The organism is Candidatus Saccharibacteria bacterium (assembly GCA_016700375.1).
In the GTDB taxonomy this organism is placed as follows: domain Bacteria; phylum Patescibacteriota; class Saccharimonadia; order Saccharimonadales; family UBA4665; genus JAGXIT01.
Window position 1 is genome coordinate 771,866 of record CP065016.1, and the last position, 18,853, is coordinate 790,718.

Annotated in this window: 18 protein-coding genes; 11 read left to right on the forward strand and 7 right to left on the reverse strand. The window is 51.3% G+C overall.

Going from position 1 to position 18,853, the window contains the following annotated elements:
* Positions 1–9 precede the first annotated feature (9 nt).
* On the forward strand, positions 10–1,350 hold the full coding sequence (locus IPP75_04065; protein ID QQS69072.1) for a UDP-N-acetylglucosamine 2-epimerase: 1,341 nt from the start codon (positions 10–12) through the stop codon (positions 1,348–1,350).
* A 6-nt stretch (positions 1,351–1,356) separates the two neighbouring features.
* Here the strand turns inward: IPP75_04065 and IPP75_04070 are convergent, their stop codons facing one another.
* Entirely contained in the window at positions 1,357–2,391 is a 1,035-nt protein-coding gene (locus tag IPP75_04070; GenBank protein QQS69073.1) for a bifunctional phosphoglucose/phosphomannose isomerase, read from the reverse strand.
* Positions 2,392–2,495: 104 nt separating this feature from the next.
* Here IPP75_04070 and IPP75_04075 point away from each other — a divergent pair, with 104 nt between their 5' ends.
* The 5 genes from IPP75_04075 to IPP75_04095 all read left to right on the forward strand — a co-directional run bounded on the left by IPP75_04075 (position 2,496) and on the right by IPP75_04095 (position 5,182).
* Entirely contained in the window at positions 2,496–3,032 is a 537-nt protein-coding gene (locus IPP75_04075; GenBank protein QQS69074.1) for a hypothetical protein, read from the forward strand.
* A 61-nt stretch (positions 3,033–3,093) separates the two neighbouring features.
* On the forward strand, positions 3,094–3,780 hold the full coding sequence (locus IPP75_04080) for a class E sortase (protein ID QQS69075.1): 687 nt from the start codon (positions 3,094–3,096) through the stop codon (positions 3,778–3,780).
* A 143-nt stretch (positions 3,781–3,923) separates the two neighbouring features.
* The gene (locus IPP75_04085) at positions 3,924–4,448 is read left to right on the forward strand and encodes a hypothetical protein (protein QQS69076.1); all 525 of its coding nucleotides are present in this window, start codon (positions 3,924–3,926) and stop codon (positions 4,446–4,448) included.
* A 70-nt stretch (positions 4,449–4,518) separates the two neighbouring features.
* Entirely contained in the window at positions 4,519–4,785 is a 267-nt protein-coding gene (locus IPP75_04090; protein ID QQS69077.1) for a CopG family transcriptional regulator, read from the forward strand.
* Complete coding sequence (locus tag IPP75_04095; protein ID QQS69078.1) at positions 4,733–5,182, forward strand: putative toxin-antitoxin system toxin component, PIN family; 450 nt, start codon at positions 4,733–4,735, stop codon at positions 5,180–5,182. Before IPP75_04090 ends, IPP75_04095 begins: the two co-directional genes overlap by 53 nt.
* Positions 5,183–5,278: 96 nt before the next feature.
* Here IPP75_04095 and groL read toward each other — a convergent pair whose 3' ends face one another.
* Positions 5,279–6,916, reverse strand: coding sequence for a chaperonin GroEL (groL, locus tag IPP75_04100; GenBank protein ID QQS69079.1), 1,638 nt, complete (start codon positions 6,914–6,916; stop codon positions 5,279–5,281).
* 112 nt (positions 6,917–7,028) lie between these two features.
* Positions 7,029–7,295, reverse strand: a complete 267-nt coding sequence (locus IPP75_04105) for a co-chaperone GroES (protein QQS69080.1) — start codon at positions 7,293–7,295, stop codon at positions 7,029–7,031.
* Positions 7,296–7,544: 249 nt separating this feature from the next.
* Here IPP75_04105 and IPP75_04110 point away from each other — a divergent pair, with 249 nt between their 5' ends.
* From IPP75_04110 to IPP75_04120, 3 genes are read left to right on the forward strand one after another with little or no spacing between them, the layout of a single operon-like run.
* Positions 7,545–7,886: a hypothetical protein gene (locus IPP75_04110; GenBank protein QQS69081.1), complete on the forward strand. Its 342-nt coding sequence runs from the start codon at positions 7,545–7,547 to the stop codon at positions 7,884–7,886.
* Between the two features lie 56 nt (positions 7,887–7,942).
* Positions 7,943–8,830, forward strand: coding sequence for an amidinotransferase (locus IPP75_04115; GenBank protein QQS69082.1), 888 nt, complete (start codon positions 7,943–7,945; stop codon positions 8,828–8,830).
* Positions 8,831–8,833: 3 nt separating this feature from the next.
* The gene (locus tag IPP75_04120; protein ID QQS69083.1) at positions 8,834–10,078 is read left to right on the forward strand and encodes a hypothetical protein; all 1,245 of its coding nucleotides are present in this window, start codon (positions 8,834–8,836) and stop codon (positions 10,076–10,078) included.
* A 16-nt stretch (positions 10,079–10,094) separates the two neighbouring features.
* Here the strand turns inward: IPP75_04120 and murE are convergent, their stop codons facing one another.
* Both murE and IPP75_04130 read right to left on the reverse strand, forming a co-directional pair.
* Positions 10,095–11,462 carry a UDP-N-acetylmuramyl-tripeptide synthetase gene (murE, locus tag IPP75_04125; protein ID QQS69084.1) on the reverse strand — a complete coding sequence of 456 codons (1,368 nt, stop codon included), beginning with the start codon at positions 11,460–11,462 and terminating at the stop codon, positions 10,095–10,097.
* 53 nt (positions 11,463–11,515) lie between these two features.
* Positions 11,516–14,284: a hypothetical protein gene (locus IPP75_04130; GenBank protein QQS69085.1), complete on the reverse strand. Its 2,769-nt coding sequence runs from the start codon at positions 14,282–14,284 to the stop codon at positions 11,516–11,518.
* A gap of 156 nt (positions 14,285–14,440) precedes the next feature.
* On the opposite strand from IPP75_04130, the gene tsaD reads away from it, so the two are divergent.
* Positions 14,441–15,508, forward strand: coding sequence for a tRNA (adenosine(37)-N6)-threonylcarbamoyltransferase complex transferase subunit TsaD (tsaD, locus tag IPP75_04135; GenBank protein ID QQS69086.1), 1,068 nt, complete (start codon positions 14,441–14,443; stop codon positions 15,506–15,508).
* On the opposite strand, the gene IPP75_04140 is transcribed toward tsaD, so the two are convergent.
* On the reverse strand, positions 15,509–15,766 hold the full coding sequence (locus IPP75_04140) for a type II toxin-antitoxin system mRNA interferase toxin, RelE/StbE family (protein QQS69087.1): 258 nt from the start codon (positions 15,764–15,766) through the stop codon (positions 15,509–15,511).
* Positions 15,763–16,044 (reverse strand): type II toxin-antitoxin system RelB/DinJ family antitoxin, encoded by a 282-nt coding sequence (locus IPP75_04145; protein ID QQS69088.1) that lies wholly within the window; start codon positions 16,042–16,044, stop codon positions 15,763–15,765. Before IPP75_04145 ends, IPP75_04140 begins: the two co-directional genes overlap by 4 nt.
* A 232-nt stretch (positions 16,045–16,276) precedes the next feature.
* On the opposite strand from IPP75_04145, the gene IPP75_04150 reads away from it, so the two are divergent.
* Complete coding sequence (locus IPP75_04150; GenBank protein ID QQS69089.1) at positions 16,277–18,847, forward strand: valine--tRNA ligase; 2,571 nt, start codon at positions 16,277–16,279, stop codon at positions 18,845–18,847.
* The last annotated feature ends 6 nt before the right edge of the window (positions 18,848–18,853 follow it).

Below are 18,853 nucleotides of genomic sequence, written 5' to 3' on the forward strand. Positions count from 1 at the left end.
AGGAGTAGCGTGGATTATTTTACCCCCGAGGCAAAAACAAAAGTTACCAGTTCCGATAAACGTATCGTGCATATTGTTCTTATCGCAACCAAACCGGATATTATCAAGCAAGCACCCCTGTACCACGAGCTGCATAGCCGAGGTGAGCTGGTTCTTCTGTGTCACACGGGGCAGCACTACGACTTCCGCTACAGTGGCGGCATGATGGAAGAGTTCGGCATAGAGGCTGACATTCTTCTTGGTATTGAGGGCTCGCTCCATAATAAAATAGCCCAAATGATTGAGCGTTTTGGAGGCGTTATCGAATGGTTACACGCCCAAAACAAGACACCCATTCCCTATATACACGGCGACACCAGCACATCGATGGCCATAGGGCTCGGCTCATACATGCACCGGGTTGCGTGTGTTCATGTAGAAGCCGGTATCCGCACCCTAACGCCAAAAAAAGAAGTGTACGAAAAGTTTTATGCAGACTTTAAAAATGGCAACTTCAACTGGGATGAATACTACGCCGCCATGCAAGTTCGCAAAAACTTTGAACAGGGTAGCATGGAGCCCTTTCCCGAGCAGTTCAACACTCGCGTCTCCGAGCCGGCCTCTGGCTATCACGCCGCTGCCGTTGAACTCGACCGTGAATTTATGCTCGCCGAAGGATTCACCCCAAGTACTATTGAAGTCGTGGGCAACACCGTAGCCGACGCCACGCAAGTGGCCATACGGGATTCAGAAAAATCGACCATCTTCGAGAAATATCCGCAGTTGCAAAACGGTCAATTTGTTCGTTTTTGTATACATCGCCGGGAAAATACCCAAGACGAAAAGCGGTTTACCGTGCTCATTGAAGCCATGGAAAAGCTTGTGAAACAGGGGTCTTCGGTGTTGCTTATATCTCTTTTTGGTACCGAGGAAGCGATTGACAAATTCGGGCTGCGCGAACGCATCAATGCTCTTGTCACCCAGTACCCTGAAACATTCATTTACTCCGATGTCTGGCCGTACTACCGTGATGTCATTGCCGCTATGCGCAAGTGCGCCGCTGTAGCAACCGACTCAGGGAGCATGCAAGAAGAAATGAACCTGCTCGGCGTACCCTGCGTAACACTCCGGTTTGGGAGCGACCGCTCAGAATCAATTCTAGCGGGCGCAAATGTCCAAGCACCGCCTATTGACAGCGATTTTGTCGTAGAGGTCATTCGGGGAGCCATGAACAACAGTGCTATGGCAAATGTTGGCAATTTATACGGCGAAAAGGTTTCTAAGAAAATAGTAGACGGAGTACTCGCCCGTGTCGACGACGAGTTTGGCCTTTTCCAAACCGAAGAAGCCCGTATCAGTTTAGTTTTATAGCGCATACTAAGCGTCAAGGGCTTTCTTGAACGTTTCAATAATATCGATAGGAGCAGGGTTCTCCCCGCTCAACAACGCCGTATATATAGTCACATAATCACCGAGCATGCTCGCCCATAGCACGTGTTGCAGCAAGCTTGTACCCTGCGCTTCAACCAAAAACGACGAAGGTCTGGTTTTAGCCAACAGTTCTTCGGCTACCCGAAAGCGCGTGCGAATACGCGGATGCTCATAAGAGCTATGCAAATCTATCACAACATAGGGTTTGTGCTCAGGATGCCGCAACCAGCCGACAATTTCATTATGATTAAACTCCGGCAGCAACCCACACCACGCTATTTGTTTCGCATTTTCATTAAATCCAATCTTCCACTTGTACGCAGCTGGTGCCAGCTTATGCCCTGCGTAAATCACAACCGACTTTCCAAGACATTTTTCAGCAAGCTGTTTCGCAGGGTTGCGCGATGTCGGTACTTCGGGAGCCAGTTCTTTGGCAGTTTCCACTAGAAAATCAGCAGCCTCGAGCACTTCGCCCATGTCGCCCCAAAATAACTCGGCTGATTGCAGTATCCCCAGTAGTGCTCGATAGTTATACCCTACCACAAATCGCGGCTGAACTACTTTTGGTAGCGTTGCAAGTGAATAGCCTCTGGTTTTAGCTAGCTCAGACAATGTACCGCCACTTGATATAACAGCAATTTGCGCACCCTTTGACTCGGCTTCATACAGCGCCGATATTGTTTCCTCAGTATTACCTGAGTAGCTGGCAATGATTACCAATGTTTTTTCGCCAATATATGAAGGTAAATTATAGTCACGCACCACCTCAAACGGCACTCGCATAACAGGCCATGTCTGCACCAGCAGTGCTGCCAAGGCCGAACCGCCCATGCCCGCATAGACAACATTCAAAATGTCACGCGCAGCCAAAAAACGTGGTTCACACGGTACTTCCGTACGCAGCTGCTCAGGAAAACCAGCAACCTCACCAAGGGTATCAGATGGGTCAAGGCGGTGAATTTTATGTATGTCATCTAGCATTAACAATATCTAGCACATTCTGGTTATGGTTTGCTACAATGTCTATTGTAAATTGATAACCGTGAAATGAAAACGGTTTGCCGAAGCAAACAAGGGGGGGCACAATGCTTTTTGGACACCAAGATGATAACGCGACAATGCCGAGCAGCAACGTCACAGAACCGAACACGCTGCAAGACACCTCGTCTTCGGCCACCAACACTCCTTCCCAGGCAGTGGATGAGCCAGAGGCAAGCCCAACAACAACCGTCACCCAGACACCAGGCGCACCCACGTTCGATAACCCACTTGCCGACGAGACCTCGTCGGCGCCAGCCCCCATACAGACGCAAGACTCCTTGGTAGCCGACCCATCTGCAAACGACAGCGCATCATCCGCGCCAGCAGCATCGGGTGATTTGCTCGACCTAAAGCAACAAGCCCTCGGCCAACTTGCTCCCCTAGTCGACCACCTCGAGCAAACACCAGAAGAAAAATTCCGAACAACCATGATGATGATTCAAAGCACCGACAATGAAACGCTCCTAAAGGACGCTCTGGAAGCCGCAAAATCTATCCCTGACGATAAAGCGCGCGCGCAGGCACTACTGGACGTCATAAACGAAATTAACTACTTTACCCAACAAAAGAAATCAGCCTAATTTCGGCGACCTTACGCATCGTACTTGCTACTCGCCCCTCAATACCCGATACTTACTACACATGTCTGACAAGCGCTGGCACCGCGCCAATACCATTTTACTAACTGCAATTATCCTCATAAACAGCTATATCATTGCGCTGCCGGTTTTGCCCGGCCTTTCATACTGGTGGCAAACCCGTGGTGGCTCTGCAGAACAGGCGCTCACCGAACGCCTCAACAAGCCAAGTTTCACCCAGGATGGCAAAAACACCCCTGATGCGTTTCACGCCGATGCCTCCCACGACGGTCTCATTATTCCAAAGATGCTGCTTGAAACCCCACTTATTGAGGGACCAAAACGAGATAGTTTTGCACTACTCAATAAAGGCGCCTGGCGTCTCCCGTTTGCGAGCAGTCCAGACAAGGGCGGCAACACGGTCATTGCTGGTCACCGCTTTAGTTACACTGGCCCCAGAGGTATCTTTTATTTCCTAAATAAGCTCGAACCGGGTGATGACATTGGACTGTGGTACCAGGGGAAACTGTACCGCTACCGCGTTGAGTCTAGTCGTACCCATGCAGCGACCGATACGTACGTTCAGGGACCCACCGAAGACACCCGACTCACCCTCTACACCTGTACGCCCCTCTGGAACCCAGTGAATCGCCTCGTCGTTGTTGCAAAACCACTCCCAGGTGAAAATCCGGCCACCATAACAGATCAATTAACCACAGATGAAGTAAAGCCCACAGGAGTAACCCCGTGACAGAAAAAACCAAGTTTTTTGTGCTGCTTTTTTTGCTCGCCCTGAGCCTAGCTCTCCTTTGGTACCTCAACCACAACGCCCAAAACATTTTGCTCGGCTAGACGTAGATTGACTAACCTTTATGCTTATGGTAAAGTGTGTATATGTTCAACCAATCCGGCCGTAATGCTTTCTCACCGAGCAACCAGCCACGTCGCATGCCGAGTCAGCCTAGTCCAGCGAGTAGCACAACCAAAGGCTTTGGGGCACAAATTCGCCCCGATTTTATGCAAGCCTCTCGGCCTTCTGCTACGGGTCAGCCCCCCGCGCACATGCAACGCATAAAGTCAGATGGCTTTCAGACCATGTCGCCACAAAGCCAGCGCGCCGCCCTGTTCGACCAAGCTCGACAGCAGGCTAAGCAATCGTTTCAGTCGAATTATCAATCCCATACTGGGGTAAGTGGTCCTTTGCCCGGTGGCCTCACCGAACGACAGCGAATGGATTTTGAAACGCTCAAGCGTACCAATCCACTTGCCGCCGAAAAACAGCTCCAGATCTACCAGCAGAACTCTGACATCCGCTACAACAAACCGGGTACAACACCACAGCCCCCAACCAGCTCCGGCCTCACCTACCGCCGCCCACCCACCAGCTTCAACGGCCCCCGCCGCCCCTTCGGCAAATAGAATATTTTTGTATGAAATATGTATTGACTTTCCATACATTTTCTATACAATACGTTGATAGGTTAGCGCTTTGAAAACATCTTCACAAACATTTAATATTTCGTTTCCGCAGGCACTGGTGCAGGAAATTGACGCTGTGGCTGCCGAGCAGTTCGGTTCGCGCAGCGATTTTCTGCGAGCAGCTGCTATCCAGTACCTTAAGAACGAAAAAGAATGGGACTATATATTCCGTGAGGGCAAAAAAATTGGCGCCAAAGACGCGTCTGCACCAGAGGCGGAAATTCTTGCAGACCTTACCGCTCAGCGCCGAAAGTCTGGCCGCTGGCACGTCCGCTAATAACCGCTACAATATAGTCGTCGACACAAACGTCCTCATAAGCGCGTTGTATTTTGGAGGCACGCCCGAGACGGTGCTACGGCACATTTGCGTACATCACACCATGATACTCTCTGATTTCATTGTGGAAGAACTGGTGCAGCAATCAAAAAGGAAGTTAGCTATTTCCCAAAAAGAGATTCGGTTTATCCGAACAAAGCTAGAAGAATACTGTCACAGCTATGAACCCGACCCTGCAATCAAGGTTCGCGATATTAATGACACCGATGTTGTGGCGCTCGCCCGCGAATACCATGCACTTATCATAACCGGTGACCAAGATTTGTTGGGCTACCGCGACCACACGCCAATGGCGGTGCTTTCCGTCGCCGACTACACTGAACTTTTCATCGACTAACTCAAAAACAATCTCGGATTGATTCCGAGATTGTTTTTACCACTTTCAGGAAGAGCAGCGAAGCGATGAGGAACCCGCCCGGGGTTCCTCATATATTTACATTCCCATGCCGCCCATATCTGGGGCAGCCGGAGCCTTTGGCTCGGGGACTTCTACCACTAGGGCGCCCATGGTCATACTGGTGCCTGCTATGGAAGCGGCGTTTTGCAGTGCCTCTTTGGTGACGCGTGTTGGGTCAACCACGCCGGCATTCTTCAGGTCAACGAGTTTTTCGGGCTTGTTGACGTCTACGCCTTGGCCAGCCTTGGCTTTCTTAACCTGGGGCAGCCACTCGTCGGCATTGAGCCCACTGTTGGTGAGCAAAATACGAAATGGCTGTTCTAGTGCACGCACAAGCAGAGCTCGGCCAGCGGCCACAGCATCGTCGTCATCGTCGGTCGACACAACAGATGAAAGGTTAATGAGCGTTACACCACCACCGGGCACAATACCTTCGGCCAGGGCAGCCTTTACGGCAGCTACTGCGTCATCAACACGGTATTTCTTTTCCTCTATTTCGGTTTCGGTTGCACCGCCAACTTTTATGACGGCAACACGACCAGAGAGAGCCGCGTGGCGCTTCTGGTAGTTTTCGCGGTCGTACTCGCTGCTAGCAGCGTCGGCCTGCGCAGCAATCTGCTGCATACGAGCCTTCACATCGGCAGCCGAACCAGCTCCTTCAATGATGGTCGTTTCGTCTTTGCCCACAATAACCTTGCGAGCCGTACCCACGACATCGAGCTCAACATTTTCAAAGTTCATGCCGCGGTCTTCGGTAATCACCTGCGCACCGGTGAGAACAGCAATATCCTCGAGCATTTCCTTACGCTTGTCACCAAAGGCTGGAGCCTTGATGGCGACCGTGTTAAAGACGCCCTTCAAGCGGTTCAGCACTAGCGTACCGAGTGCTTCACCCTCTACATCCTCACACAGGAGTACAAGGTCTTTTTTACCGGCTTGCGCCAGTTTTTCGAGCAGCGGCAAAAACTCTTGCACGCTCGAAACTTTTTTATCCGTAATAACAATGGCCGGTTTATTGTACACAGCCTCCATGCGACCAGTGTCGGTCACCATGTACGGGCTCACGAACCCACGGTCGAATGTAAAGCCTTCCACTACTTCGCTTTCAAGCCCAAGGCCCTGGCCCTGCTCTACCGTCACGACGCCGTCGCGGCCGACCTTGTCCATGACATCAGCAATCAGGTCGCCAATGGCGCTATCGCCAGCCGAAATGGTTGCCACCTCTGCTACGCGCTTTTTGTTGCCCTGAATATCCTCGCTCAAACCTTCGAGCTTGGTGATTACTTCGTGCGCCGCTGCCTCAAGGCCTTTGCGCAGCAGCATGGGGTTGTGACCCGCCGCAATCAATTTGTTGGCTTCGTTCAAGATGTGGTAGGTCAGCACAGTTACGGTGGTGGTACCGTCTCCAGCGACATCGTTCATTTTGTTTGCCGCCTGCTTAATGAGCTCTGCACCAACTTTGTAGCCGAGCGTCTCATCGTCTACGTCAGCGATATCGACGCCCTTAGCCACTGTCACACCGTCGTGCGTGACGCTCGGTGCACCGTAGGATTTGCTAATCACCACGTTGCGACCCTTTGGCCCCATGGTGGTCTTTACCGCATTGTATAAAATTTCGGCTCCAGCGAGCACTCGCCGCCTAGCCTCTTCATCGTAAAAAACTTTCTTTGCCATATTATCTCCTTCGGATAGGAATGAAGATTAAGGATTAAAGATGAAAGAATCTTTCCCCTTTCCCGTTTTATCATTCCCCTTCGTTAATCGTTAATCTTTCCTCTTTAATCAGCTATTTAACAGTTGCAAGGACGTCTTCTTCTTTGACAAGCAGAAATGTTTCGCTCTCTACCTTCACCTCTGTTTGGCTGTAGCTTTTATACACAATCCGGTCGCCGACTTTTATATCGCGCACGCCAACCGCTACGGCGACTACCTTTGCAACTGTTGGCTTTTCTTGGGCATTGCCCGGTATATACAGGCCGCTGGCTGTCTTTTTGGCCGCCTCTTCGTGCTGCGCCACCACGTAATCTGCTAGCGGCTGAATGGGTACACTCATATATCCTCCTTTTACTTGTTGTCATTCCGGGCTTGACCCGGAATCCAGCTTTCAAATTGTCGCCACAGGCGACATAACTTCCCCTCTTGTCTCTTGACTCATGTCTCATAACTCTCGAGCCAGAGGCGAAGCCGAAGCGTTAGCACTTCTCGCAACCGAGTGCTAACGCATTAGCACTCACTATACCCGACTGCCAATTCCCGGTCAAGCATACATGTTGGTTTGATATTGAATAAAATACTATGGACAATGGAGCTATTTTATGTTAACATGGTGTTTATGCCCTCAAAAACAGAAATACCGGTATTTACTTCAGCGAGCGCCAACTACGGAAACTCTACTCCATCCTTTACTGACGTAGTAGATATGGAGCCTCCCACGACTCAACGTGCGCATGAGATAGCCACCTCAGGCACCCTGGGAGTCGCAGGCGCCCCCCAATCACAAGGTACACCGAATGCCTCAAAAACAAGTGAGGTTACTACCCTCAAATTTGACCCACGAGTACTTCGCATGGCGCTGGAACTTAGTGGGGGCAACAGAGGAAAGTTGGTTTACGGCGAAGATGGCTCTATTTTGGTGAAAAATTAGGCATAGCACGCACGACGAGATAATTCGCCGAAACAACCATTTGCTATACTGCTCTCATGCAACCACAGATGAACAAAACGGTACTTATGAGTGGGGCTGAATACTTCGATGATGGGCAGGCCATAAACCCGTTTATGGATAGTGCACAGGTTGTCGACGTAGCACGAGCCATCGCAGAGCACACGCAGCTTCGGGAGACGCTTGAAAGTATAGGTGTTACCGTAGTCAAGACCGCTGCGCCGCCAGACCTGCAAGACGGGGTCTACACCGCCAACTGGGCACTGGTGCGTGGCGACAAAGCCGTGCTATCTAGCCTACCACCATCACGCTGTGGCGAACAGCGCTACGCCGAAGAAGCTCTGAAGAAGCTCGGGAAACGGGTTTATACCGTACCAAATGACCGAAAGTTTAGCGGCCAGGGTGATGCCCTTCCCTGTGGCAATTATCTCTTTTGCGGCAGCGGCTACCGCACAGACCCCGAAGTTCATCCATACCTAGCAGAAACGCTCGGCTATGAAGTAATGACCCTTCGCACCATCCCCCAGATAGACAAAACCGGAAACCCAGTAACAAACCCTGTTTCTGGCTGGGCCGATAGCTATTTTTATGACCTTGACCTTGCGCTGTCCGTGCTTCGGTTCCCCGCCGCAGAACAAAAAGGCCTTATTGCCTGGTGCCCAGAAGCTTTTATGCCTGAGTCTCGCGATACCCTTGCCAACTTTGGTGGTGTTGAAAAAATAGAGGTGAGCTTTGCCGAGGCGAAAGAAGCCTTTGCCTGCAATCTCGTTAGCACTGGCAGTACTGTTGTTATGAGCGCAAACGCTCCTGAACTTCGGGCCGCCATAGAAGCTCACGGTCTTCAGACTATCACACTCAGCATGCCCGAACTGGCCAAGGGTGGTGGTTTTATCCGCTGCACCACCCTCACCCTTGACAATGAATAGAACTTGGTTTTTAGTATATTTATGATATCTGCCCCGCATACTGAGGCGTTTCCATCCGCTCCGATTCTGCCATTTGAAGAGGCTTTTGTGCCATCGGTTGATTGTGCTGAAAAGCTCGAAAAAATAGCAAGGCGAATTGCCGCCTGCATTGGGTTAGGAGCACTGGCAGTTGGGGGGCTGGCAAGGACCGATAGTGCAATTAACCCTGTCTGGGAGGCGGGACTGGGCCGGCCAGATGTAAACATTGAGCATATCGTCAACGATACTGAACCAAGTGACACCCTAGTTACTATTGCCACCACTCCTGGTTTCAATGCCAACTACGATGACATGGCCCAGGCAAAAAAGGAGATAGCCAGAGAATATAACGCTAGGCTTGTTTTTGCCCGCAACGGAAACAAAAATGTTGACGCAAAAACAATTGCATCACGCATATTTGAGGACATGCCCGCTCCGCGCGAAAATCGTTTTGGTGAAAGCACGCAAAAAAGACTACTCATTCTTGATGGCCATAGCATGGGGGGTAAGACGGCACTCGTTGTCGCAGCCTGGTTCGTGGGGCACCATCCCGACATACAGGTAACCATGGTAATGGACTCTACTCCTTACAGCACTTCAGATGTGCAAGGTCTTGCGGCGCAAAGCGTTGTCCGCGGCTTAAGTGTAGGGGCCCCTCGCAAGAAACAATCGAATCCCACCTTTTCAATTGGCCCTGGAGCTCGCTTTATAGCAGAGTCGATAAATAGACTGTCCGAGGAACCAGCACGAGTGGTCACCGATAGACTCTTTGTTGCTCAGACGCTCGCCGATAAGTTCCGAAATCTGAGCGCTCACAACCAACCGCTTGGAAACAGTGCCCTTTCGGCCGAAGCGGATATTATTGACGCCCCAATTCCTCAAGATATAGTTGACCGACTTACAGCTGCTGGCGTCAATATCATCAGACTATCTCCCGACCAAGACACAACTGTATACAACGACTCTTCAGTAAAGGCATTTACGAGCGATTTTGGGGCTAATTTTTGCAATCTGCCTGTTTTGGGCGCCACGCATGGTAGCCCAAACGAAAGTGCTAGCCACGCTGCTTACATGGAACGTTGGCAACAAATACTTGGCGGCATTATCGGCCTGCGTCCCCACAGCAACCTATCCGACAGATATATTGGCCATATCGTTATCCCCGCCGCTTCAAGCGCAGTCGATCAAGCTATCGCGCGTCAGCCGCTGCTTACAAAATGTGAAAGCTAAGTTGACTGTACTTTGTTTACTGTTTGTCTAGTATAGGTGCAAGTGCTTCTTTCGCAGTAGCAATTTCATCCCACGGGTCCGTGCGAACGCGTTCGGGGTTGGTATCGTCCTGCTGCAAATGACGGAGTTCGGCGGCCCGTGGGCCGTTCCGCTCTATGGTTTTTTCGTGTCCTTTACCCAGTAGCAGTACCGTGTCGTCGGGCGATGTCGCGCGAGAGAAAGCAAACGCAATCGCCTCGGTACGGTCGTGTACAAGAAATAGGTTTTTATTCTGCACCTTACCCGCCTCGGCCGCGCCAGCTGCAATCTGTTCCATAATCTGCTGGCCGTCCATATCACGGTCATCTTCTTCGGTAACTACCACCTCATCGGCGTACTTCCCGGCCAGTCTTCCCTGCACTGCCCGCTTGGCTTCGTCGCGCCGCCCGGCCGAACCAAATAATACTATCAACTTCCCCTTCACTACTGGCCGTATATCTTTGAACAGCTTCTCAAAGCTATCTGGCGTATGCGCAAAATCTACGATGACAGAAAAATCTTGCCCTTCATCCACCGTTGCCATCCGCCCCTCCACACCCTGCAAGGTGGCAATTCCCTGCTCTACCTGCTCGCGTGTGAGCCCGACCGCCTGCCCCACGCACACAGCAGCCAAGGTGTTATACACATTAAAACTACCCGGTAAATGGCTGGAAATATGGTACGTGTCTGTACCGGCCGTAGCGGTATAGCGAATGCCGTCCGGCCGAAGCTGCACGCTGGTTGCCCGCACATCGCCCGCTTCAAGCCCGTACGACACCCTATTTTCGGTTTCCTGCCCAAACTCGACACTATGAGGGTCGTCGGCATTCACCACACCCAGGCGCCTTCCTCGTGCGTTTCGCTGTGCTAGTGTAAACAGCCGCCGTTTGGCCGCCCGATAGTTTTCAAACGTTTTATGATAATCCAGATGCTCGTGTGTAATGTTCGTCATGACGGCAATGCTGTACGGTACGCCCCACGTGCGGTACTGCGCCAGCGCGTGGCTCGTGGTTTCCAGCACCAGCCAGTCCATGCCCTGCGCTTTCATCTTCTTGAGCCGCTGCATGAGTTCGCGCGGGCCAACATTGGTCATATGGTGAATTTGCGGTCGAATGTCCCGCCCCACACCGTAACCAACTGTGGTCATAATCCCGGCCTTATACCCCGCCTCGACCAGCATGTGATGGATAAGGAACGTTGTAGTCGTCTTACCGTTCGTACCAGTTACCCCAATAACCTGTAGCCCGCGCCCCGGAAACCCATATACCACATTCCAAAAAACCGCTTCAACCAAATGCCCCACAGGCGCAACCCGGGCAAACAACCCGCTCGGCACCACCCGCTTCACCATGCTTCGTATACTCATACCCTACAGTATAGCGAACACGTGTAACTATCTAACATAATTCTGATAGTTGTTTATGGGCGTTTTTTGCGATTATTGTTATTTGGGGTTGCACCAGGCAAGACTGAAGCATGGCGGCTACGTTTCGTGGCCTGCTTCCGAGCTGTACGCGCACGCTTATCTCTTAGCCAGTGCACTGCTTTGCCAAGCCCGCGAAGGGCAACGTCCTCGTCATCCTCAATATATGCACCGACTACTTCCTGTCCTGCTTCTAAGGACGCTTCTTGATCGGCTCTATGTGTTGGACGGAGCAAACCGGGTCCCCGTAGCGCTGGATTTGTGCTTCCCGGTCCTGCTGGTGTAAGTCGCTCGGCATTAGTAGCAAATGGATCGGGCTGACCTACCTGAATAACAACGGCTGCCTTTTCTCTAAAGTTTCGACCAGGCGCTCCAGTGTCAGGATTTCTACCTTCCTGACCATATTCTTCAATAAATCGTTGAGCAGCTTCTCGAGGGTCACCTTCTGTCTCCAAGATATCTCGTATGCTTACATTGTTCTCGCTATACCGGCGCGTTGCTGCATCATCACGCGGTACATCACCGTCGCCGAATATACCGGCAGAAGTTATGAGTATTTTATCGCCTCTTTCAAGTGCCCGAACAGCGATTTCATGGCCATTTCGAGTGACATGAGCGACAAGGTCATCGCCTTCAAAGGCATCAGCTAACGTGCCGTCGCGGTAGACTGCAGCCATGCCATGACCCGCACGAGCTGCAACTAAATGAGGTTTCCCATTTACCTCTATGATACGGGTGAGTACTCCTTCAGCATCATTTCGCTCACCATGCAAGGCAGTCGCATTCGCGCTACGCTGCATGGCTTCATGCAGCTGTGTCATAGCGTCTTCTATAGTACGGGGTTGGGGTTGGTTTTCAAGGTATAGGCGCGCTCTTTGTTGAGCGGCTTCGGCGGGGCTACGACCGCTTCTCACATCGGCGTTTTTAAGTAAATTGTAAGCACTGTATATGCCTCGCGCATCATCAGCTCCACTAAAAGCATGTGGACTGAAATCTGTACGACTGAATGATTCCCTTGTGCGACGAAATGTTCTGCCCTGACCGGAGCGAATATCGAGTGGACGAGGTTTCATTACCTCGCCATACTGCAAGAGAATTGCAGATTTATCTGCGCCTGTTCTCCCTAAGGTGCAACATAATTCCGCTGCACGCTCGGCGGACTTTGCATCTGAACCATTTCCAAGCGCCGCCACCGTAAACACATCTCCATATTCACGGAGAAGCTGGCTAGGCAAGTTCATGCTACGAGCGTCCCTGTCTTTTTGCTTATCACTTAAGGTGCCACCCGAAGCAAGAAGGACCATGTCCCCAGGCTGAAGCTCAACACTAAAGAAGCCTCCTTCATTTCCATCAACATGGTGCGGATGTCCGAAGCCATCAGCCATATACGTTCCAGTTTCTTGGGTTTTTCCTATAGGGGTTAGCTGTCCATTTCGCCAAAGCATGATAGGCGAGTTTCCAATGCTTCCTGTTATGAGGTAATCCTTCCCTTCTATGTGCTCAACCTTTGCAACAGTGGCAGACGAAACTCCGCCACTACCGTCACGAGGTAATGTTTCTTGGGTATGCATAAATGCCGCCTTCATCCGTGCCGCGGCCTCAGCAGGGCTCTCGGGTTGACCTTCTTCTTGAGCATAGAAGTCCCTTATAGCTTTTTCGGCTTGTCTGGTAGCGTTTTGTGCATTGCTTGTTTCGCTCAGCCCACCAAAAACAGCATACAATCCGCGTTCATCTATGTGCCTATCTTCACCGCGAGGCGTACGCTCTTTTGCAACCGAACGAAGTGGGTGATTTAGTTTTCTTACTTCTGGGGTTTTTTTACGCTCCGATGCTTTCGGACTGTCTTGCGCTGGTTCAGGTTTTGTAGGCTCCGTTTGTTCCCCACCTTTTTTAGCAGCGGCTTCCGCTGCCTTTTTTCCAGCTTCGTTGTGCCCATATAGCCGGGCCCCGACGTCTTTCGGCAATACCGTTTCTGTCACATTGCCTGAAGCGTCTGTTTCCACTAACGTGTACTCGGCGTAGGGAGCACCACTTGGCGCAGTTTTTTCAGTCCTAGTCACGCAACCCGCAAGCGCATCAAGCTCCCCTTCTTCCTCTCGAGTCAGCAAGGACGGCTTCCCTTTTCCGGGGTGCCTTCTTGTCAGTAAATCTCTCACCCCGTCATATCCATCACCTGAGGTCTTGGTCTCCGGCGCAGACGCACCAGAAGTGGACGGTTTAGGATTGCCCGACCCAGTTGGGGGAGCATGCTTTTTTGAGTTAGTTGGACGACCGCTCCCGGTTCTTGCGGTGCCCCGAGGAGGCTCTGTGCCAACAGGTTTTGGCGCGGTCCAGCCCGAAGGAGTTGAACTACCTGTCTCTGTATTATCCTGTGGGCTCCACTGGCGCCTATAGTCCAAAAGTGCCTGCCCAACGGTAGGATTGAGTTCCTCCTCACGGGGCTTCCCGTCTTGGCCGGTTGTCGTGCGGAAAAATAAAGTTTGTGGCCCCATGACAACTTCATCGCTATCACTGGCTGCAGAACCATCCTCAATATACACCGTCTCGGTCCTGACTCCGGCTGCAAGTTTGTCTAGGGCTGCAAGGTCATCTGGTGGCTGGGCGCCTGTGCGAGCCCCATCCGCAACCCGAAGCATTGTAGCTTGCAGATCATCAACCAATTCGGGAGTGAATGGTCCGGCAAACCTGTCTGCAGGGTCAACGATAGGTCCGGCCTGGTCGGTCGGGTCTATTGCGGGTGTGATTCCTTCGCCTGGTGCTGCCATGATTGTTATCTATTCCTAAGAGGTTATGATATTTTTTTGTTTTGTGTTTTAACATGTGTATATTAGCAAATCTTAAGCATTTTGTCAACTATATAGACCTGTGTTTGCGGGTATGTCAAATGTTTTACAACGATTAGTTTGGTATACTCGTACCAGATGAGAGTTCTAGGTATCGAGACAAGTTGTGATGAAACTGCAGCGAGCGTTGTCGAAGACGGGTATAGGCTGCTTTCGAATGTGGTTGCCAGCAGTGCCGACTTGCAGGCGCAGTACGGTGGTGTGGTGCCTGAAATAGCGGCGCGAAGCCATATAGAGGCCGTTAATTCCGTGGTGGATGCAGCTATAACAGAGAGCGGTTCCACCTGGGACGATATAGACGCTATAGCCGTAACGTACGGTCCGGGCTTGGGCGGTTCCCTGCTCATAGGTGTACTAACTGCTCGGACGCTTGCAATCACATATGATAAACCTTTGTATGCTATTAACCACGTCGAAGCACACGTATACGCTAACTTCCTAACAGAAGATAACAATCAACCAACTACCAACTACCAACTACCAACTACGCAGCCCGTTTTCCCCATGCTCGCTATTATCGTCAGCGGGGGGCATTGTCAACTCGCGGTATTCAGAGACCATTTTGATTACACCCTGCTGGGAGAAACTGGCGACGATGCCGTAGGAGAAGCGTTTGATAAGGTAGCGAAAATGCTTGGGTTCCCCTACCCTGGCGGCCCAAAGATTAGTCAGATCGCCAAAAAGGGCAACCCATATGCCTTCGATTTCCCAAAAGCTAAGATGAGTAAATACGACTTTAGTTACTCTGGGCTCAAAACAGCCGTACTACGGACGGCTCAAGAGCTAATCGGCGAAGACCATACATTTCCGTCAAAAAACCTGCCAAAACGCCTCTCTGAGGCTCAGAAGGCCGATATTGCTGCGAGTTTCCAGCATGTGGCTATAGAAACAATTGTCGATAAGGCGCTTCAAGCATACGAAGAGTTTTCGCCTGCCAGTGTTGTCATAGCTGGCGGCGTGGCAGCCAGCCCAGAGCTGCGCCGCCAGCTCGCCGAAAGACTCCCTTGCCCCATTGCCTACACCGACCCACGCCTGTGTACCGACAACGGCGCCATGATAGCCACGCTGGGCTGTTTTCACATGAAACAGGCGCGCCCCACCGCCAACCCCTACAGCCTAGACATACAGCCAAACCTGAGCATGTAATTATCCGTACAGCTGACTGTGTGTGCCTACCTGGTCAAACACAGCTTCATCACCAGATTCAAAATATACAGCGCGGATATCACCACTAATATCTATGCTGCGGTATCCGCTCCATTTTCCCCTCAGACGATGATTGCGTAATTGCGTATGTAATGGGTTTTGTGCAAATAGAGCCAACCTGGCTTCAAGTTTCTGTCGCTCAGCAGCACGAAGCAGTTTAGCCCGATTAACAAAACCTTTTGTAAGGCGAATATTCATGAGAGCTGTTCGTGCAGGAAAGCTAACGCTTCATCATTGGAATCAAACTTGTAGTAATCCCCTGCCTCAATCTCTTTACGAGACTTTTCCATCAGTTTGGCAGTTTTAGCATTGGGAATCTCTGGCAGCTCAAACGTCACACTTCGCTCACGCGCAAATCGATGCAGCTCGTTATTGAGCACAGCGCTTACACTCACACCCAGTTCATCTGCAATTTTCTGTACTGTTTTTTTCAAAACAGGATCTGTTTTAAGATTAATAACCGCATAATTACTCATACCAAAAGTATACACCGAGTATATACTCATGTCAAACAAGCTTGAGCATCATGCCTTCTTTTCGTCATTTCCAGCCCAATCAGAAGTCTCGTAGCGTCATAATGCTAGATGCGCAATGAATTCCCATTTTCACATGAAACTAGCCCGCCCCACCGCCGACCCTTACAGCCTAGACATACAGCCAAACCTGAGCATGTAGGCTTCATCTCCCAGGGGTGGTACAATAGTAGGTATGCAGCTACCAAAAGTCTATGAACCAGGCGAGTACGAAACAGATATCTACGATTTATGGGAGAAGAGTGGAGCATTTGTGCCAGAAAAGCGAGGCGGTAAAGACAACTTTGCCATGGTTTTTCCGTTACCAAACGCCAACGGTAACCTTCACCTAGGTCACGGACTCACCAACGCCATTTACGACGTTGTTATTCGATACCAGCGCATGAAGGGAAATGCCGCACTCTATTTGCCGGGGGCAGACCATGCCGGGTTTGAAACACAGGTCGTATATGAAAAGAAGCTTGCCGCAGAAGGGAAGAGCCGCTTTGACTTTACCCGCGAAGAACTCTACACGCAGGTGTATGACTTCGTGCAGCAGAACAAACACAACTTCGAAAACCAGTTCCGCCGCCTCGGCGCCAGCTGCGACTGGAGCCGGTACGTCTTTACCCTAGACGAGAAAATCATTACGCGCGCCTACGCAACATTCAAACAACTATGGGATGACGGCCTGGTGTATAGAGGCGAGCGTCTGGTGAATTTCTGTACCCACCACGGTACTGCATTTGCCGACATAGAGGTCGAGCACAAGGAAGTTTCGAGCAAACTCTGGCACATCCGCTATCCGCTCGTAGACGGCAGCGGGGAAGTGGTGGTAGCAACGACACGGCCAGAAACCATGCTCGGCGACACCGGTGTTGCCGTGCACCCTGACGACGAGCGCTATAGTGTCTTCATTGGCAAAACTGTCCGCTTGCCACTGGTAGGTAGGGAAGTACCCATTATAGCCGACGAGTTTGTCGAGCTTACATTTGGTACCGGCGCTGTAAAACTCACGCCAGCTCACGACCAAAACGACTACGATGCCGCCGAAAGACATGCGCTTCCAAAAATAACCATCATTAGCCACGAAGGAAAAATAACCGACGAAGCGCCCGAAAAGTACCGCGGTCTGAATGTCCTCGAGGGCAGGGAAGCGGTCGTACGTGACCTTGAAAACGAAGGATTTCTCGTGAAAACCGAAGATTTCACGCACAATGTCGGCCACTGTTACAAGTGCGGTACCGTCATAGAACCAATCCTAAGGGAACAGTGGTTTATAGATATGCAACCGCTCGCGAAAGAAGCCATCAAAGCCCTCAAGGCCGACAAAATTCGTTTTTACCCGAGCGGCAAGCGCGACCAGCTTATTACCTACCTAGAAGGGCTTCGTGACTGGAACATAAGCCGGCAGATTGCCTGGGGTATACCTATACCCGCCTTCCAGAACGTCAACGACCGCGACGATTGGATTTTTGATGACCGTGTCGACCAAGAAATACTAGAGCTGGACGGCAAAACGTATCACCGCGACCCAGATGTTTTCGACACCTGGTTTAGTAGCTCCAGCTGGCCATATGCAACACTCGACTTTCCAGACGGCGACGACTTCCACCAGTTCTACCCAACTGGTTTGCTCGACACCGGCGGCGAGATTTTGTACCCGTGGGTCAGCCGCATGGTCATGCTTGGTCTATACGTGACTGGCGACGTACCGTTCCGAGAAGTATACATCCACGGCTACGTCATGGCGGAAGACGGTTCCAAAATGAGCAAAAGCCTTGGCAACGTTATTGACCCGCTACCCGTTATGGACAAATACGGGTCAGACGCTCTGCGCATGGGTTTGCTTGCCGGACGAAGTCCAGGGGTAAACCGAGGCTACGATAGCCGCAAGGTAGAAGAGGCGCGCAATTTCTGTAATAAGCTGTGGAATATATCTCGCTACACCCTCGAGCGGCTCGGCGAACTCACCGAAGAGCCTAACCACGAGCCGAAGACCGATGCTGAACACTGGGTGTTGAGCAAGTTACAACATACAACAGAAGTAGTGAGTGAACATTTGGAAGCATACCGCTTCAGTGAAGCCTACGATACGCTGTACCACTTTGTGTGGGACGATGTAGCCGACTGGTATATCGAAGCCAGCAAAACTACGGAGGGCGGGGGAGTGCTCGCCTACGTTCTCGAGAACGTTCTAAAGCTTGCCCACCCGTTTGCGCCGTTCGTAACAGAGACTATTTGGCAGGTCGTACCCTGGACGGGCACGAGCATTCTGGCCATTCAAGATTGGCCAAAAACATTTAAAACAGACAAAAAAGCCGCAGCTGACTTCGAAGAAATACAAACCATTGTCACTGAAGTACGCGCCCTTATTCGCAGCCTGGGGCTCAGGAAACCACACCTGTACTACACCGACGTACCATTCCTCTCAACTAACGCCGAGCTCATTTGTCGCTTGACCGGGCTCGACGGCGTGCGCGAGGTTACACACGGCAACGGGCTGCATTTGACTTCTACCGCCCATTCCTGCTGGCTCGACGTCGACAGCGAGATTGCGGCCGCTCACCTTGAACAGCTTGGTGCCCAAATAAGCGCCGCGTCGGCACGAATTGCCCATCTGCACAGCCGTCTGAACAACGAAAATTACACAAAACACGCTCCGAAAGAAGTTGTGCGTGAAACTGAAGCCCAGTTATCTGAGGCCGAAACCACCCTTGCGCGCCTGAAAACCGAGCAACTCCGTTTTGCCGACCTGCGTGAATAGCCCGCT

Excerpts from the sequence above, each read along its gene's own strand:
- IPP75_04115 (QQS69082.1), top strand. The coding sequence starts at position 7,943 with ATGCAACCACAGATGAACAAAACGGTACTTATGAGTGGGGCTGAATAC.
- IPP75_04070 (QQS69073.1), bottom strand. The coding sequence starts at position 2,391 with ATGCTAGATGACATACATAAAATTCACCGCCTTGACCCATCTGATACC.
- IPP75_04150 (QQS69089.1), top strand. The coding sequence starts at position 16,277 with ATGCAGCTACCAAAAGTCTATGAACCAGGCGAGTACGAAACAGATATC.
- IPP75_04140 (QQS69087.1), bottom strand. The coding sequence starts at position 15,766 with ATGAATATTCGCCTTACAAAAGGTTTTGTTAATCGGGCTAAACTGCTT.
- IPP75_04105 (QQS69080.1), bottom strand. The coding sequence starts at position 7,295 with ATGAGTGTACCCATTCAGCCGCTAGCAGATTACGTGGTGGCGCAGCAC.
- tsaD (QQS69086.1), top strand. The coding sequence starts at position 14,441 with ATGAGAGTTCTAGGTATCGAGACAAGTTGTGATGAAACTGCAGCGAGC.
- IPP75_04130 (QQS69085.1), bottom strand. The coding sequence starts at position 14,284 with ATGGCAGCACCAGGCGAAGGAATCACACCCGCAATAGACCCGACCGAC.
- IPP75_04085 (QQS69076.1), top strand. The coding sequence starts at position 3,924 with ATGTTCAACCAATCCGGCCGTAATGCTTTCTCACCGAGCAACCAGCCA.
- IPP75_04080 (QQS69075.1), top strand. The coding sequence starts at position 3,094 with ATGTCTGACAAGCGCTGGCACCGCGCCAATACCATTTTACTAACTGCA.
- IPP75_04145 (QQS69088.1), bottom strand. The coding sequence starts at position 16,044 with ATGAGTAATTATGCGGTTATTAATCTTAAAACAGATCCTGTTTTGAAA.
- groL (QQS69079.1), bottom strand. The coding sequence starts at position 6,916 with ATGGCAAAGAAAGTTTTTTACGATGAAGAGGCTAGGCGGCGAGTGCTC.
- IPP75_04110 (QQS69081.1), top strand. The coding sequence starts at position 7,545 with ATGGAGCTATTTTATGTTAACATGGTGTTTATGCCCTCAAAAACAGAA.
- murE (QQS69084.1), bottom strand. The coding sequence starts at position 11,462 with ATGAGTATACGAAGCATGGTGAAGCGGGTGGTGCCGAGCGGGTTGTTT.
- IPP75_04075 (QQS69074.1), top strand. The coding sequence starts at position 2,496 with ATGCTTTTTGGACACCAAGATGATAACGCGACAATGCCGAGCAGCAAC.